This is a genomic window from Ascidiimonas aurantiaca, from assembly GCF_037646345.1.
Taxonomy (GTDB): domain Bacteria; phylum Bacteroidota; class Bacteroidia; order Flavobacteriales; family Flavobacteriaceae; genus Ascidiimonas; species Ascidiimonas aurantiaca.
The window spans coordinates 113,795-129,501 of sequence record NZ_JBBEWR010000005.1 but is presented as its reverse complement, the minus strand read 5'-3'; the positions used below and the strand labels follow the sequence as shown (position 1 = coordinate 129,501).

The window sequence follows — 15,707 nt, the reverse complement described above, 5'->3', positions numbered from 1 at the left end:
GGTTCGTTACAGGTTCTCCTTTATAAAATTGGTCATCTTGGTATAGAGTTGCAGGCGTGTATTGCCTCCGTAAATACCGTGATTTTTATCAGGATAGAGGGCCCAGTCAAATTGTTTATTAGCCTGTACAAGTGCTTCTACCATTCGCATGGTATTCTGAACATGTACATTGTCATCACCTGTACCGTGTATCAAAAGATAGGCACCTTTTAATCTATCTACAAAATTGATAGGAGAGTTATCGTCATAACCGGATGCATTTTCCTGAGGGGTGCGCATATAGCGTTCGGTATAAATAGTATCATAAAAACGCCAGCTGGTTACGGGTGCTACGGCAATGGCCATTTTAAATACATCGTTCCCTTTTAAAAGACAATTGGAAGACATAAAACCACCATAACTCCAGCCCCAAATACCTATTCGGGAGGCATCCACATATGGGCGTTCTCCCAGGGCTTTTGCTGCGGCAATCTGATCTTCTACTTCGTATTTACCCAGTTCTTTATAAGTAACTTTTTTAAACGCAGCCCCTTTAAAGCCTGTACCACGCGGATCTACACACACTACGATATATCCCTGCTGTGCCAGCATTTGATACCAATAGTCATTAATACCAATCCACCGGTTGGCTACCTGCTGGGAGCCGGGGCCGCTATACTGAAACATAAACACGGGATATTGTTTATTGGGGTCAAAGTCTGCCGGTTTTATCATCCACATGTTCAGGTCATTACCGTTAATACGAATGGTAGAGAATTCTTTTTCTGAGATCTCATATCCTTTTAATTTTTCAGAAAGAACATTGTTATTTACAATTTCTTTTAACTCTTTTCCGTCTTTTGATCTGTGCAGGGTGTACCGATAAGGAGTGTTGGCATTGGAAAAGGTATTGATAAAATACGTGTAATCTGCACTGAACACGGCACTGTTGGTACCCACTCTATCTGCCAGCGGTTTTTTCCCCTTACCATTAATACCTATGGAATATACGGCCCGGTTAATAGAACCGGTTTCGGTAGATTGATAATAGACTTTGCCTTCTTTTGGATTGAATCCGTAAAAATGGGTTACTTCCCAATTTCCAGAAGTAATCTGCCGGATCAATTTACCATCCCTGTCGTACAAATAGATATGATTGTAACCATCCTTTTCACTGGTCCATAAAAAGCTATTGTCATTGAGAAAGGTAAGATTATCTGTAATATCAATATACGCTTCATCCTCTTCGTGTAAAAGGGTAGTCACTTTTTTATCTTCGGTATGATATCGCAACAGTTTCAGATCGTTTTGGTGGCGATTCATGGTAGTTACACTTAATGCATTGGGATCTTCGGTCCATTTAATTCTGGGAATATAATAGGGGTTACCCAGGTCTGGCTGTTGCGTGGTTCCTGAAGCCAATTCATAAATATGCAGGGATACGGTAGCATTTACTTCTCCCGCTTTTGGATATTTAAATACATGTTGATCGGGATACAAGTCTTTACCATATACATCCATTGAAAACTCGGGAACTTCGGTTTCATCAAAACGAATGTATGCCAGGTGTGTTCCGGAGGCATTCCAGGCAAATGCTTTTACAAAGCCAAACTCTTCTTCATATACCCAATCGGTAATACCGTTTATGATGTGGTTCTTTTTCCCATCAGATGTAATTTGCCGGGTATCTCCGCTAAGCAGGTCTTTTATATACAGGTTATTGTCTTTGGCATAGGCTACTTTGGTCCCATCGGGAGAAAAAGCAGGTTCCTGAATTTTGTCTTCTGATATAAGGGTAAGATCTTTACTTTCTATATCATACACATAGTATTTACCCAGTGTTGAATATCGGTAAATACGGGTTACCTCTGTTGCCAGCATGAGTTTACTTTCATCCGGGCTAAATTCATAAGAAGAAAACCGGGAAACTTCTTTAAGGTCTGCCGAGGATACGATCGTGCCTACTTTTTCAAGGGTTTTATAATCGTATTTATCTACCGTGGTAGCTCCGGCCGCTCTGTCAAAGTTAAGAACTACATATTGTTTTCCGTTTTTAAGGGAGCGCAACACATCCATACCTTGGGTCCTGAAACTTCCATTCCAAATTTCTTCGAGTGTAAATTGTTGGTTTTGAGCCTGGATTAAGGTACCGGAGGTGATGAGAATAAAGAAAAGCGTAATAAATTTTCTCATGTATTTTAAAAATTGATTAAAAACCGTCAAGTTTACTAATAATTTCACAAAAAAAATAACTTTTTTCGTTAAACATCAAAGTATTTATATGATAAATCGCACAAAAAAGAGCAAACCGCAATAGCTTTCATATTTGCTATCTTTGCACTTCGCGAAATCCTGGAATGAGATGAACAGATTTGTAGAAGGCTTTTCTAAACGCACTAAAGATCAAAAAATACAATGGTTGGCCGAAAACTATTTTGAGAACCCGGAAAAGGCCAAAAACCTATTACGGCAATACTGGAATCAGGACACCCGGCTACAGCGTTTACACGATGAGTTTATTGAGAATACCATAACCAATTATTACCTCCCTTTCGGGATAGCTCCTAATTTTCTTATAAATGGCCATGTATATGCCATACCTATGGCTATAGAAGAAAGTTCTGTGGTAGCTGCTGCCTGTAAAGCAGCTAAGTTCTGGCAGGAACGGGGCGGTTTTACCGCAGAGGTTATTAGTACTGAAAAAATAGGGCAGGTTCACTTCATGTTCAAAGGCGCTTCGGAAAAACTGATCATATTTTTTGAATATGTAAAGCCATTGCTAAAAAAAGCATTGGCCCCGCTTACGGCAAATATGGAAAAAAGAGGAGGTGGGTTACTTGATATACAACTGCGTAATAAAACAGACAAAATACAGGGATACTACCAGTTGCACTGCACCTTTGAAACTCTGGATGCCATGGGTGCCAATTTTATAAATTCCTGTTTGGAACAACTGGCAAAAACCCTGGTTAATGAAGCCTCTTCCTATAACGGTTTTTTAGAGAAAGAAAGAAATATAGAGGTAGTAATGAGCATACTCTCCAATTATGTTCCCGATTGCCTTGTGAGAGCCTCTGTAAGCTGCGACATTGACCAGCTAAATGAAGACGAGAGTGTAACCCCCAGGGAATTTGCCGATAAATTTGTGCAGGCCGTAAATATAGCCTGCCACGAACCTTATCGTGCAGTCACTCATAATAAAGGCATCATGAATGGTATTGATGCCGTTATACTGGCTACCGGGAACGACTTTAGGGCGGTAGAAGCCGGAGTTCATGCCTATGCTGCCCGAAACGGAGCCTACTCCAGTCTTACCAAAGCCTGTACAGAGAATGGAAGATTCACTTTTTCTATTGAGATCCCTCTGGCTTTAGGAACCGTAGGCGGACTCACACAACTGCACCCTCTGGTAAAACTGGCTTTGGAAATGCTTGGAAATCCGGGAGCAAAAACACTTATGCAGATCGTTGCCGTAGCCGGGCTGGCACAAAACTTTGCTGCTATACGCTCCCTTATTACCACCGGGATACAGAAAGGGCATATGAAAATGCATTTATTCAATATACTTAATCAGCTTGAAGCCACAGAAGAAGAAAAAACGTATTTTGTAAACTTTTTTAAAGATAAAACGGTAAGCCACAGCCTGGTGGTAAACGAATTTAACCGCATACGCCAAAAAGCCTGATGCTAAAAAAATTCTACAGCAACGGAAAACTATTGCTAACGGGAGAATACGCCGTGCTTGATGGCGCCCTGAGCCTTGCGTTTCCCGTACGTTTTGGGCAGTTTCTGGAAGTTAAAGAACAGAAAAAAAACTGTATTTCATGGCAAAGCCTTGATCATGAAAACAAAACTTGGTACACGGTACAACTCCCTGTTGATATTTCAAAAGAAAACAGGGATGGAGAGACGGCTGCAGACAAGCAGCCCGAAACCCGAACGCTTAAAAATGTACTGAGAGCAGCCCGAAACCTAAACCCCCGGTTCCTTTCCGGAACAAACGGATATCAGGTAACCACTCGCCTTACTTTCCCAAGAAACTGGGGACTGGGATCTTCATCTACTCTCATTAACAATATTGCACTATGGGCCGAAGTTGACCCTTACCGCTTACTTTGGGAGAGTTTTCCGGGTAGCGGGTATGATATAGCCTGTGCCAACCATACATACCCACTCACCTACCAGATCAAGAACGGAAAGCCTTCTGTTAAGGAAGTAGCCTTTTCCCCTTCTTTTCGGGATAAACTCTTCTTTGTGCATCTAAACAAAAAACAAAACAGTAGAGAAGGTATTTTACAATATCGTAAAACAGGAGCCGATAAAAAGGAACTGGCGCGTAAGATAACTTCGATAACCAATAGCATACTACAATGCAGTACCCTCAACGATTTTGAAGTTTTACTTCAGGAACATGAAAACCTGATTTCAAGTGCACTGGGGTTACCCACTATAAAAAAACAGCTTTTTGATGGCTATACCGGGGGAACCATAAAAAGCCTCGGCGCCTGGGGAGGGGATTTTATACTGGTTACCGGTGAAAATACTTCTCAAAAGTATTTTACTGATCGTGATTACACAACCATCATTCCTTTTAAAGATATGCTCTTATAAAAAAAGCCTTTTAAAAGGCTTTTTCAGAATATTATATTATTTTATGTAAGATCATTAATAGAACTCAGCTCTTTTATCTTCTATAGTAGCTGCTTCCTTAAGTGCATTGAAAACCTCAATATTCACGCGGTTACGCATATTGGTTTTAAGCGTGTTGGCAAAAGTACTGTAATTATCCAGTTCTACAGCACTGTCTTTTTTGGTTACCTGGATCATAAAGACCCCGCTCTCACCTTCTATGAGTGTTGAAACTTCATTTTCCTTTAATCCAAAACCTTTTCCAATTACTTTTGGCTCTCTTCCTGCTCCGGCAATGGTAGGTGAACTCAAGGTTATGGCGGAAGCTGCATTTACCTGTACATTATTGGCACTGGCAAGCGCATCCAAAGAGTTTACCGAACTGTTTTCTTCTATGATCTTTGCTGCTTTTTTCTGTTTTCTAAGAATAGGGATCACACGGGTAGAGGCTTCTTCCGGACTCATTACTCCTTTTTTAGTTTTAGCGGTTACCTGCACTACGGCATATCCGTTAGGAAGGGTAAATCTGCTTACGTCACCTACTTTTCTATCTTCTTCAAAGGCCCATTGCACAACAGCACGCTGATTGCCTAAACCGGGAAGGCTTTCATCCATTGCCTTAATTTTATTCACCGGTCTTATGGCATATGAACTTTCTTTCGCAATGGCCTCGTAATCACCCTCTGTCACCGCCATTTCAAATTTTGTGGTGTTAGTGAAAAGCTCATTACTGGTTTTCTCAGAAGGTTCAAGTTTTTGAGATACGGTAGCAATAAAAACAATATCTCTTTTATCATCTACACGAATCACGTGATAACCAAAATCGGTTTCCACCAGTCCTATAGCTCCTACACCGTTATTAAAGCAGAAATCATTAAAACTGCTTACCATATCACCCTGTTCGAAGTATCCAAGATCTCCTCCCTGGGGTGCTGATGGCCCGTCTGAGTTATCACGTGCCAGCTCTGTAAAAGCATCAGGGTTGGCTTTTGCCTGCGCCAGAAGTTCTTGAGCCCTGCTTTCTGCTTCTTCTTTTGTTCTTTTTATATCGGGGTTTGCACGGGCAGCCCCTTCATATGCGACAAGAATATGGCTTGCCTTCACCGAACCTTCAGGTTGTTTGGCTACCATACGCGATATCTTATAATTGTTGCCGTCTTTATACGGGCCATATACCTGGTTAACCGCGAGATTAAACAGGGTGTCGGCAAACATAGCAGGAAGTTCTTTCTTAGCGATATAGCTGGAATCATACCTGACATCGGAATGCCGGTTGACAAAATCTTCCAGATTGGTAGTCTTTCTGAAACCGGGAATAGTATCATTTTTTCCGGTAGTGCTATTATACTCTACGCTGTCATCCAGTAAAGCTGTTATACGGTTTTTAACTTCTTCTTCATCTTCCAGAGAAGGTTTTTCTTCAAAAAGCACATAACGTATATCTCTGGAGGCTTCTTCTTCAAAATCAGACTTATGAGAATTGATATAACTCTGGATCTCTTTCTTTGTTACGGTAACCGCACTGTCGGGAATACTGGTATAAGGCACACGTACATATTTAATATCAATTTTATCAGACTGAAAACGATAATACTGAGCACCTTCCTGAAGTGTTGAGAACATCCCCCCTTTTATAAGGTTAAAGTACATTTGTTCCCTGGCTCCCTCAATAAGGGCTGTTTCCTGTTGTTTCCATTGTTCGTATCGAAGAGGGTCGTTATCTTTAAGATCGGCGATAAATTCTATAAACTTACCTTCATCAAAAAGACCGGCTTCGTTTTGGAAAGTTGGATTGGACGCAAAAGACGGATTGGCTTTTACCACACTTATGATCTGATCTCTTTCCACACCCAGTCCTAATTTCTCATATTCTTCGGAAAGCAGTGTTTTTCTCAGCTCCTGGTTCCATACCTGATTTACTACCTGAATGGTAGATGTGTTAGGGCCATAAGCCCTGGACAGCGATTCTACACGTTGTCTGAAATCATCTATCTTAAGGTCTGTACCGTTGATCTCTGCTATTACCGACTTGGAAGTACCAAAACCCTGATTTCGGAACAAGTCTGATATTACAAATGCGAAAAGTGCCATACCAATTACCAGAATGAGGATTAGCGAACGATTTCTTATTTTTTCAAGAATTGCCATCTGTCATTACTTTTATAAAATTCAGTTGGCGAAAATACCATTTTTTTGGAACAATAAAAACCTGTTTGCGTTTAAATTAAGGCTTTTTTTACGCGTCGTCCAACACTTTTAAATGCAGTATTTCTATTTTAGTGTTACTCACCTCCTTTACGGTGAATTTATAAGCACCTACGGTAACGACCTCTTCTTTTTCGGGTATCTCTCCTAATTGATGTACAATGAGCCCACCCAGGGTCTCATAATTTTCACTTTTGGGCAGATCCAGACGATATTCTTCATTCACGTAATCAACCTCGAGCCTTGCCGAAAATATAAATTCACTCTCGCTTATCTGCTCATCGGTAAGCTCAATAGAGTCATGCTCGTCTTCTATTTCTCCAAAAAGTTCCTCCACAATATCTTCTACTGTCATAATACCCGATGTGCCTCCGTATTCATCCAGAACTACAGCAATACTTTTTCGCTTTTTGATAAGAACATTTAAAACATCATTGATAAGCATAGTCTCCGGCACAAATTCTACCGGCATTAACATGCTTTTGATGGTTTTGGGTTTTTTAAACAATTCAAAAGAATGCACATACCCTATTATATCGTCTATAGTGTCTTTAAAGACCAGTATTTTCGAATATCCGGTCTTGGTAAACAATCCGGTAAGCGTTTCAGGGGTTTCATGTAATTCTACGGCCATGATCTCTGTTCTGGGAACCATCACTTCCCGAGCTTTTACCTCAGAGAACTCCAGGGCATTCTGGAATATTTGTATTTCCGTATCAACTTCATCTTCATCGTTTACAGATTCCATTTGTTCGGAAATATAATCTCCCAACTCTACTTTACTAAATGCCAATTGGATACGATCGCCTTTGCTTTTAAAAAAGATCTTCAATACAAAATCGGACACATAGATAACAAATTCAGAAATGGGTGTGAACAACCAGTAAAAAAAATATGCCGGAACGGCAAACAATTTGAGGAATGTGTTAGCATATATCTGAAAGAACACTTTGGGAAGAAACTCTGCCGTAAGCAGTATAAGCAGTGTTGAGATAACTGTTTGCCAGGTAATAACATGAAAAGGCTTCTGGCTGAATGACTGGTATTCAGGGAACAACCAGGCTATAATGGCCTCTCCCATATAAAAACCATAAACTACCAGAGAAATATTGTTACCCACCAGCATAGTGGCGATAAACTTAGAAGGCTTTTTAGTTATGAGCGTAAGTACTCTGGCCAGCCAATCCTGCTGTTTCTTTTCCAGCTCAATATGTATTTTGTTGGAGGATACGTATGCGATCTCCATACCGGAAAAAAAGGCAGATAGCACCAGAGACGTTACAATAATAACTATGGAAAGATCCATTTATTCCTGATTTTTACGCCGCTCAAATTTTTTGCGGTAGTACCGTCTGAAAAAGAACATAAAAATGGATACAACGGCAAATGCCAGAAAGATATATGCACGATTACGATCCTGCTCCCAGCCTTTTACTACCTCTATTACAGATATTACGGCTATTACAAGATACACAATCTCAAAAATCCTGAAAAATTTCATGTTATGTTTTATTTGTCTTCTATGGCTATGACACCAAATGTTTTATGGGCATTGGCCACACTAAAGTTCTTATTAAAATCTATACCCTCTCCGTTAATAATATTACCCTCTTCGGGATTGGTAAAAACAAAAGTACTCTCGGTAAAAATCCACTGATTATCTTGATCCCAATAGATCTGTGGTGCTTCCAGTCGTTTCCCGTCATGGGTCTCCAACACCACATTTCCCTGTAAATCTATCAAATTTGTTTGAGAATAAATAATCCCGTAATCTGCCGTAATGGTGCTTTTGTTATTTTCTTCATCAAAAAAATTCACTTTTAAGCCTTTAGGAAATACCTGATAAGGAAATACCTGATTAGAAAAGTTTTCATTTAACGGGCTGGTGAGGGTTGCTTTTACCCGACCTGAATCTGTATAGATCAGGAAAAAATCTTCGGCTACCCCTTCGGGGAATTTTTTATTGGCCGTAATGTTTCTAACGTCTTTTATATTGCCTTCACATGAAAAAAACATTGTCACAGTAAAAACCGTGACAATGTATCTAAAAATATGTTTATAAAAAGGTGTCATTACAGGGTGGGAACCGTAACACTTCCTCCTACCCAGCATGAAAAGGTAATTACCTTACCAGACATACCCTGAGTAAAGATATCCTGCTTACTGGGTGCTCTTTGATTGTAGCTATTGGCGGCACTTTTTGCTTTATCGGCAATGGAGGGATCTACTTTGCCTGCTTTGCGTGCATATTCTGCCGCTTTCCAATATATAGACCTTTTCTCAAAAGGTGTAGAACCACATTCATTGGCACTATCTGCATACAAACTTGCAATTAGCAGGTATGCAGCCCCCATGGAGGGTTGGTTTTGTAATACTTTTTTAGCATACCCGTAAGCACTGCTTTTTTGACCTCTCTTTTTAAGTTTTGTAGCAATTTTGTAAAGTATTTTGGCTTTTTTATACTTATCGGTCTGAAGCTCAACAGCTTCATTGTAATATTTAATTGCTTCCGAACTTTTTCCATTTTTATCATTCAGTAATCCCAGATAGTAGGCCGAATCTGCCGAAGGATCAAGGGCGTGGAGGGCTTCTACCAGTTGTACAAACAGAGGGTCATCAGTACATTCTTTTGCATCCATTCTTCCGGCTGCACGCTTTAACCAAACGGCATCATCCTTCTTGGTCTCAAAGTTCTTCTGGTACAGCGGGATCAGTTTTTCACAATCTGCCAGATTCCCCAGTTTGGCATCAATACTACCGCTTATTTTTTCATAAGATTCTGAATTGGTACGATCTCTTTTAAGCCTTTTGGTTTCTTTAGAACTTAATGTACCCGCTTCTTCTTTAGCCAGCAGGGCATCTATATTATTAGCCAGCTTATTCTTTTCTTCATCAATCTTTTCTGTTACTTCATCGTAGGTATCGAACACCAGTTGCAGATCTCTGGAACCGGCATTATGAAGATCTACCAACACAGAAAAGTACAGGTACAATGCTTTGGGATTGTGAAAATTAGAACGATCTTTTTTAAAAGCCTCATCTAATAAAGTAAACAGGTCTTCATCACTTCCTATTTTTTCATCATACATTAAAATCGCCTTATCAGAAGCGGCATCGGCAAAGCTAAATTTCTTTGGGAAATACTTATGGCCGTCATCATATACTGATAAAAGCATATCTATAAATGCATCTTTATCGGCTCCTGTTGCCTTTTCGATCTTGGCTTTTAATATGCGTTCGCCGTACACATAGGTTGCCACATGTAGTTCAGGACAGTTATCTTTCACCATTTTCCAAGGCTCAAGGGCTGCATCATAGTTTTTTACTTTTGCATGCTCAGAAAAGATAGAAAGATTAGTCATACACTCCGGGTTCTGGGCCTGACTGAAAACAACGCCAGTCGCGGCTCCCAAACCGAACAAAAACATTACTAACTTCTTTTTCATCTCTTTGAATTTTATGTTGTTACTGATATTTGTTTTTTTCAAACCATCGGTCTATTAAAGACAGGCTCAGGTTTACTCTAAAATAATTTTCTTCAACTCTGTTGGCAGAAGTGGTCCCTCTTCGTCCTACCTCAAAACCAACATTTACTTTTGAAAGTCCCAGGGGTAAACCTAATCCAAAAGTAATGCCAAAGTCATTTACAGGCAAATTATTAACGCGGATACCCGTCTCTTCATAACGAATTCCCGCCCTATAAGTTACTCTTTTCCAATAACTTGAAAAAGAATTGAATTGTGGCACAAAAAACCCTCCGGCAGAGAACCGGGTAGCATCTTCATAGTTTATCCGGTCTATATCCAGAAAGGGATTTTCAAAGTTACTAGTTTTTTTTAATTCATATTCAGCACCAAAGAACCATTTATTGCGTTCTCCCACGGCAAGCCCAAAAGTGGCAGCCGTAGGTAAGGTAAGGTCTGTTCTCGCTAATCCCAGGGCATCAAGATCTACCTGTTGGGTTTCATTAGGCACTTCGCGGTCCCTCAGAAAGGTAACAGTAGAAAACTCTCGCTCGTTCTCTGATGAGAGATCAGCCTCGGGTGAAAATATAAAAGTGGCATACCCGGTAAGCTTATCATTGATTTTTGTTTGGTAGTTAAGGGAAAGGTTTATATCAAAACCCCGCAGTTGAGAGCTGTTGATCTCCCGGGTTCCCAGTTGCACCCCCTCTGTTGCCCTTACCACACGGTTTTCAATGCGGCCAAAATCATAGTTACCGGTAATACCAAAATGAAGGTTCCTGGTAATAGCATAACCCAAAGACACGAAAACACGGTTCACACCTCCTTCTCCTGAAAAACGATCAAACACGTTGGGTTCCTGAGTGTCGTTTAAAAAGGAAAGTCTGTATCCTACAGAAGTAAAAGGTACGATACCAAAACCCATTCCCATTTTTTTACTAAGCGGAAATCCCAGTGCAAGATGATCAAAAGCATACGTTTCTGTATTTTCAGAACTGGTATTTGAGGTAAAATTAAAAGAGGCATACGAAGTTCCAATGGAGTAAGCTGTATATTTAAGGCCGGCATACGTTGCCGGATTTCGTAAATTAAGGCCTATACTATCTGCATAAACACTTATTCCCCCCATCATTTGGTTTTCTGCTACTCCTCTGAAACGCAACTCACCAATACCAAAAAAAGAATATGGAGAAGCTGATCCTTGTTGTGCCTTTACGGATGAGCAAAAAACCAGTGCCATCACAATAAAAAACTTTCTAATCATCTAGTGTTTATTGTATTCTAAAATGTAATTCAGACCTTCTAATAAAAATTTAGGATTGGCAAATATGGTACTTTTTAACTTTATAGACAAAATTTGCATATCCCCGCCTGTTAAAATAACTGTTAAATCTATAAATCTTTTTGAATATTCGGCAATTACCCCATTAATTTCGTTAACCAGTCCGAAATACACTCCTGATAAAATAGCACTTTGCGTAGTAGTACCTATATAATCTTCCGGAATAAGACGATGATCCACCAAAGGCAGGCCAGCCGTAAATTGAGGTAATGATTTATAACGCATTTGCAATCCCGGAGCAATGGCTCCTCCCAGGTATTCGCCTTCCCGATTCACAAAATCGTAAGTAATGCAGGTGCCTGCATCAATGACCAGTACATTTTTTCCCGGATATGTAGATACGGCCGCTGCTGCCAGCGCTATACGGTCAACCCCCAGAGTATGTGGTGTATGATACTTGTTGGTAAAAGGCACCGGAGTATCAGCTTTAAGCACGATTACTTTTTGCAAAGAAACATTCCAAGCAGGCATAGGGGTTACCGGTACTCCTACCGAAGCCAGGATGCCGGCTGACACCGGAAAACGTTCACAAATAACAGCCACAGTTTCCCGAAGAGCCTCAGGGTGGATTTGTTGTTCAAATACCGGCAGACCTTCACTAAAGACTGCTATTTTGGTAAATGTATTCCCTACATCAATAACAAGATTCATGATTTGACTAAAAGTTGTAAATTTACAAAACCGATTTTTTTCAAATTTCTTTTGGTTATATTAAATTTGAAATTATATTTGCAGCCTTATTGAAAGCAACTGGTACCTTAGCTCAGTTGGTAGAGCAACGGACTGAAAATCCGTGTGTCCCTGGTTCGATTCCTGGAGGTACCACGTTAAGAAAAGAAGCCGTCTCATTTGGTTAATGAGGCGGTTTTTTTATTTCATATTTGTGTCTCACCCTAAAAAAACCAAAATTACCACCCTACCGCACAGACTTCACTTTATAATGCATCAGGTTTATAATTTGCAAAGGCTGAGCTGTATCCCGGTTTTTAAATTGTAACCTGGTAAAAAAAGATCGTGGGAAAACCTGCTGAGTCATTACATACTGTCCTTTATTTAAAAATATCTCAATTGATGACCAGTCCAAAATAATCCGTATCTCAATAGCCCCTTCCGGTAAAAGTGGTATGGGCATGGTATGAGGCCCCTCTGCAAAGCTTTCTGCAAAACCGGTTTGGCCCGCCTGTGTTCTATTAACATGAAATCGCTTTTCTCTTCGGTTACATTCTATGAAAAAAATGTCGTTTTCCGCATTGGAAAATTCTATTACAAAATCCTGCCCAGTAGTATGAAACCGTACCTCACATTGATTAAAAGATCCGTCAAAACCACAAGCTTTTACAATTTCCACTTTCTTACGTACGGTATGCACTGTATCTTTAAGCTTTTCAAAAGCCGATAGCGGATAGCTGCATAAAAACCAGGTATCGCGTATTTCTTGCAGAGACAATTCTCTGGGGAGTGTCATGGCACCTCTCCACGGGTGGGTGGGTACTTTTTCGGCATAGTTCCAGTTATTCATCCAGCCTATACAAATGCGTTTTTCGTCAGGAACATTGTTAAAAGTAACGGTAGCATAATTATCTGTACCATGATCCAGCCACTGCGGTTCTGTTTGGGGCGACACGAAGACCTCCCCGTTAAAATCTCCAATAAAATACTGTGTGCCCGAGCCTCCGTTGGGCGCACCGGAATTAATACTTATAAGGAGTACCCATTTTTCTTCTCCGGTTATAGAAACCGGTAACGGAAAAAGATCAGGGCATTCCCAGACACCTCCATGCGCCCCCTGCTCATAACCAAATGCACTTAGATAGTTCCAGGTGATCAGGTTTTCTGAGCTGTAAAAACGGGCATGGTCTCCAGCCACCAGTACCATGATCCATTTCTGTGTTTTCTCATACCAGAAAACTTTAGGGTCCCTGAAATCTTTGATACTTTCCTTATTAGCAAGCACGGGGTTATGCTTGTAGCTCTGCCAGCTTTCCCCATTATCCACACTATACGCGATCCCCTGCGTTTCATAATCGGTAAATCCTTTTTTCTTACGCTCTTCATTGTGATAGGTGAATACGGCTACCAGAGGTGGGTTCTGTAGTGTCCCCAATGCAGAAGAGTTGTGTATGTCAACCACGGCACAGCCCGAAAATATCCATCCATGTACATCCGGATACAGAGCTATGGCTTTCTGTTCCCAATGTATCAAATCTCTGCTCACAGCATGCCCCCAATGCATGGGCCCCCATACAACGCCTTCAGGGTAATATTGATAAAATAAATGATATACCCCACGATGATATACCAGTCCGTTAGGATCATTCATCCATTTTTCCAAAGGTGAAAAATGAAATTGAGGCCGATACTTTTCCCGGTAAGTCTTGACTATTGTTTTTTTCGAATCTGACATACGTTGTATTTAACCATAAATACACCCGAAAACAGATGTATTACCAGATTAGATCTATTTTACAAATAGGTTGAACATAAATACATTTACTACAAAAACAAGGGTAAATTATATATTCATCACCAATTTACTAAAATCTGTTTTACTAATGTATCGTTAAAAAAAGAAGGCTTTGTGTAAAGTATGCTATTTAGCTACGTCAAACTGAAAAGTATTCGTATCGGATTGAGTATATTTAGGCCTTTAATTAATTTACTATGCAAAAAACATATTACGATCCCGCAGACCTTAAAAAATTTGGAAATATAACCGAGTGGAACGAAGAACTTGGCAACCGCTTTTTTGAATACTATGGAAAAGTTTTTGAAGAAGGTGCCTTATCTGCCCGTGAAAAATCGTTGATCGCTCTTGCCGTTTCGCATGTGGTTCAATGTCCTTATTGTATTGATGCTTATACCAAAGACGGCCTGCAACGAGGTATAGATAAAAAAGAAATGATGGAAGCAGTACACGTGGCCTCTGCAATAAGAAGCGGCGCTTCACTGGTACACGGTGTTCAAATGATGAATAAATATGATAAATTGAGTATGTAACCGGATTACATACCTGATAAAGCCCCTCTTTATATGGCCGTAAAATCACTGAAAGCCCGTAAAAATGAACTGGCAAATACGGAAAAGCAATTGGAATACCTTTCTAACGGGATTTTTGCTAATGGCGAGTTGCCTACTTTTAAAGAAAAGATCGCTGCTATGGGGCAATTCCCCCTGAAGCCCAAAAAACTGGAGATCCTTCAAATAAATGTAGGGTATATGTGCAATCAGGTTTGTAGCCATTGTCATGTAGATGCAGGGCCAGATCGCAAAGAGATCATGACCCGTGAAACTATGCAGGAGTGCCTGAACGTGATAAAAAACACCGGGGCACATACCCTCGATCTCACCGGCGGTGCCCCCGAAATGAACCCAGATTTCCGATGGTTTGTAGAAGAGGCTGCCAAAGCGGGAATTAAAGACTTCATCGTTCGATCGAACCTTACGATCATCGTAGCTAATAAAAAGTATCACGACCTGCCTGAATTCTTTAAAAAACACCGTATTCACGTAGTGTCGTCCTTACCTTTTTACAAACGCGGTAAAACCGACAAACAAAGGGGCGACGGTGTTTTTGATGCTTCCATCAAAGCACTTAAAATGCTTAATGCCGTGGGCTATGGCCGGGAAGGTAGCGGACTCATACTGGATCTGGTATATAATCCTTCAGGAGCATTTTTGCCTTCAGACCAACAGGCGATGGAACGCGATTTTAAAACGGCCCTAAAAGAAGATTTTGATATCGATTTCAATCATCTCTTCGCCATTACCAATTTACCCATCAGCCGGTTTCTGGAATATCTCATTGCTTCCGACAATTATGAAGATTATATGTATGCTCTGGTAGAAGCGTTTAATCCCTCTGCAGTGACCAACGTAATGTGCACCAACACCATATCGGTAAGCTGGGACGGGTGGCTCTACGACTGCGATTTTAACCAGATGCTGGGCCTGAAAGTAAATTCTAAAGTAAAACACATATCGGCATACAATGAAGAGGTGCTACAAAATCGCAATATTATTATATCACAACATTGTTATGGCTGTACAGCCGGTGCAGGAAGTAGCTGCCAGGGAACCGTAACGTAAAA

The 15,707-nt window shown here is 40.4% G+C and carries 13 protein-coding genes and 1 tRNA gene; 5 read left to right on the top strand and 9 right to left on the bottom strand.

Features of this window, described 5'->3' with window-relative positions; genetic code table 11:
- Positions 1 to 6 precede the first annotated feature (6 nt).
- Positions 7 to 2,172: a S9 family peptidase gene (locus tag WAO84_RS06680; RefSeq protein WP_340064610.1), complete on the bottom strand. Its 2,166-nt coding sequence runs from the start codon at positions 2,170 to 2,172 to the stop codon at positions 7 to 9.
- Between the two features lie 169 nt (positions 2,173 to 2,341).
- On the opposite strand from WAO84_RS06680, the gene WAO84_RS06675 reads away from it, so the two are divergent.
- The gene (locus WAO84_RS06675; RefSeq protein WP_340064609.1) at positions 2,342 to 3,664 is read left to right on the top strand and encodes a hydroxymethylglutaryl-CoA reductase, degradative; all 1,323 of its coding nucleotides are present in this window, start codon (positions 2,342 to 2,344) and stop codon (positions 3,662 to 3,664) included.
- Positions 3,664 to 4,590, top strand: coding sequence for a GYDIA family GHMP kinase (locus WAO84_RS06670; protein ID WP_340064607.1), 927 nt, complete (start codon positions 3,664 to 3,666; stop codon positions 4,588 to 4,590). The genes WAO84_RS06675 and WAO84_RS06670 overlap by 1 nt, the downstream gene beginning before the upstream one ends.
- 54 nt (positions 4,591 to 4,644) lie before the next feature.
- On the opposite strand, the gene WAO84_RS06665 is transcribed toward WAO84_RS06670, so the two are convergent.
- The 7 genes from WAO84_RS06665 to WAO84_RS06635 form a co-directional block, all read right to left on the bottom strand.
- Positions 4,645 to 6,756: a peptidylprolyl isomerase gene (locus WAO84_RS06665; protein WP_340064604.1), complete on the bottom strand. Its 2,112-nt coding sequence runs from the start codon at positions 6,754 to 6,756 to the stop codon at positions 4,645 to 4,647.
- An 88-nt stretch (positions 6,757 to 6,844) separates the two neighbouring features.
- Positions 6,845 to 8,119 carry a hemolysin family protein gene (locus WAO84_RS06660; protein WP_340064602.1) on the bottom strand — a complete coding sequence of 425 codons (1,275 nt, stop codon included), beginning with the start codon at positions 8,117 to 8,119 and terminating at the stop codon, positions 6,845 to 6,847.
- Positions 8,120 to 8,314: a hypothetical protein gene (locus WAO84_RS06655; protein WP_340064601.1), complete on the bottom strand. Its 195-nt coding sequence runs from the start codon at positions 8,312 to 8,314 to the stop codon at positions 8,120 to 8,122. It lies immediately after the preceding gene.
- Between the two features lie 8 nt (positions 8,315 to 8,322).
- Positions 8,323 to 8,886 carry an LPS export ABC transporter periplasmic protein LptC gene (gene lptC, locus WAO84_RS06650; RefSeq protein ID WP_340064600.1) on the bottom strand — a complete coding sequence of 188 codons (564 nt, stop codon included), beginning with the start codon at positions 8,884 to 8,886 and terminating at the stop codon, positions 8,323 to 8,325.
- Complete coding sequence (locus WAO84_RS06645) at positions 8,886 to 10,259, bottom strand: hypothetical protein (RefSeq protein WP_340064598.1); 1,374 nt, start codon at positions 10,257 to 10,259, stop codon at positions 8,886 to 8,888. The genes lptC and WAO84_RS06645 overlap by 1 nt, the downstream gene beginning before the upstream one ends.
- Before the next feature lie 19 nt (positions 10,260 to 10,278).
- Positions 10,279 to 11,541, bottom strand: coding sequence for a BamG family beta-barrel-assembly machinery protein (gene bamG, locus WAO84_RS06640; RefSeq protein ID WP_340064596.1), 1,263 nt, complete (start codon positions 11,539 to 11,541; stop codon positions 10,279 to 10,281).
- On the bottom strand, positions 11,542 to 12,270 hold the full coding sequence (locus tag WAO84_RS06635) for a type III pantothenate kinase (RefSeq protein ID WP_340064594.1): 729 nt from the start codon (positions 12,268 to 12,270) through the stop codon (positions 11,542 to 11,544).
- Between the two features lie 101 nt (positions 12,271 to 12,371).
- On the opposite strand from WAO84_RS06635, the gene WAO84_RS06630 reads away from it, so the two are divergent.
- Positions 12,372 to 12,444, top strand: a tRNA-Phe gene (locus WAO84_RS06630).
- A 91-nt stretch (positions 12,445 to 12,535) separates the two neighbouring features.
- Here the strand turns inward: WAO84_RS06630 and WAO84_RS06625 are convergent.
- The gene (locus WAO84_RS06625) at positions 12,536 to 14,023 is read right to left on the bottom strand and encodes a glycoside hydrolase family 32 protein (protein WP_340064591.1); all 1,488 of its coding nucleotides are present in this window, start codon (positions 14,021 to 14,023) and stop codon (positions 12,536 to 12,538) included.
- Positions 14,024 to 14,280: 257 nt separating this feature from the next.
- Between WAO84_RS06625 and WAO84_RS06620 the strand changes: the two genes are divergently transcribed.
- Positions 14,281 to 14,616, top strand: a complete 336-nt coding sequence (locus WAO84_RS06620) for an arsenosugar biosynthesis-associated peroxidase-like protein (protein WP_340064590.1) — start codon at positions 14,281 to 14,283, stop codon at positions 14,614 to 14,616.
- A gap of 33 nt (positions 14,617 to 14,649) precedes the next feature.
- Positions 14,650 to 15,705: an arsenosugar biosynthesis radical SAM (seleno)protein ArsS gene (arsS, locus tag WAO84_RS06615; RefSeq protein WP_340064586.1), complete on the top strand. Its 1,056-nt coding sequence runs from the start codon at positions 14,650 to 14,652 to the stop codon at positions 15,703 to 15,705.
- Positions 15,706 to 15,707: the final 2 nt, after the last annotated feature.

What these genes read in the sequence shown, in the direction of transcription:
- WAO84_RS06670 (WP_340064607.1), top strand. Translation starts at nt 3,664, where the DNA reads ATGCTAAAAAAATTCTACAGCAACGGAAAACTATTGCTAACGGGAGAA.
- WAO84_RS06675 (WP_340064609.1), top strand. Translation starts at nt 2,342, where the DNA reads ATGAACAGATTTGTAGAAGGCTTTTCTAAACGCACTAAAGATCAAAAA.
- WAO84_RS06660 (WP_340064602.1), bottom strand. Translation starts at nt 8,119, where the DNA reads ATGGATCTTTCCATAGTTATTATTGTAACGTCTCTGGTGCTATCTGCC.
- WAO84_RS06645 (WP_340064598.1), bottom strand. Translation starts at nt 10,259, where the DNA reads ATGAAAAAGAAGTTAGTAATGTTTTTGTTCGGTTTGGGAGCCGCGACT.
- WAO84_RS06625 (WP_340064591.1), bottom strand. Translation starts at nt 14,023, where the DNA reads ATGTCAGATTCGAAAAAAACAATAGTCAAGACTTACCGGGAAAAGTAT.
- WAO84_RS06665 (WP_340064604.1), bottom strand. Translation starts at nt 6,756, where the DNA reads ATGGCAATTCTTGAAAAAATAAGAAATCGTTCGCTAATCCTCATTCTG.
- WAO84_RS06680 (WP_340064610.1), bottom strand. Translation starts at nt 2,172, where the DNA reads ATGAGAAAATTTATTACGCTTTTCTTTATTCTCATCACCTCCGGTACC.
- WAO84_RS06620 (WP_340064590.1), top strand. Translation starts at nt 14,281, where the DNA reads ATGCAAAAAACATATTACGATCCCGCAGACCTTAAAAAATTTGGAAAT.
- bamG (WP_340064596.1), bottom strand. Translation starts at nt 11,541, where the DNA reads ATGATTAGAAAGTTTTTTATTGTGATGGCACTGGTTTTTTGCTCATCC.
- WAO84_RS06635 (WP_340064594.1), bottom strand. Translation starts at nt 12,270, where the DNA reads ATGAATCTTGTTATTGATGTAGGGAATACATTTACCAAAATAGCAGTC.
- arsS (WP_340064586.1), top strand. Translation starts at nt 14,650, where the DNA reads ATGGCCGTAAAATCACTGAAAGCCCGTAAAAATGAACTGGCAAATACG.
- lptC (WP_340064600.1), bottom strand. Translation starts at nt 8,886, where the DNA reads ATGACACCTTTTTATAAACATATTTTTAGATACATTGTCACGGTTTTT.
- WAO84_RS06655 (WP_340064601.1), bottom strand. Translation starts at nt 8,314, where the DNA reads ATGAAATTTTTCAGGATTTTTGAGATTGTGTATCTTGTAATAGCCGTA.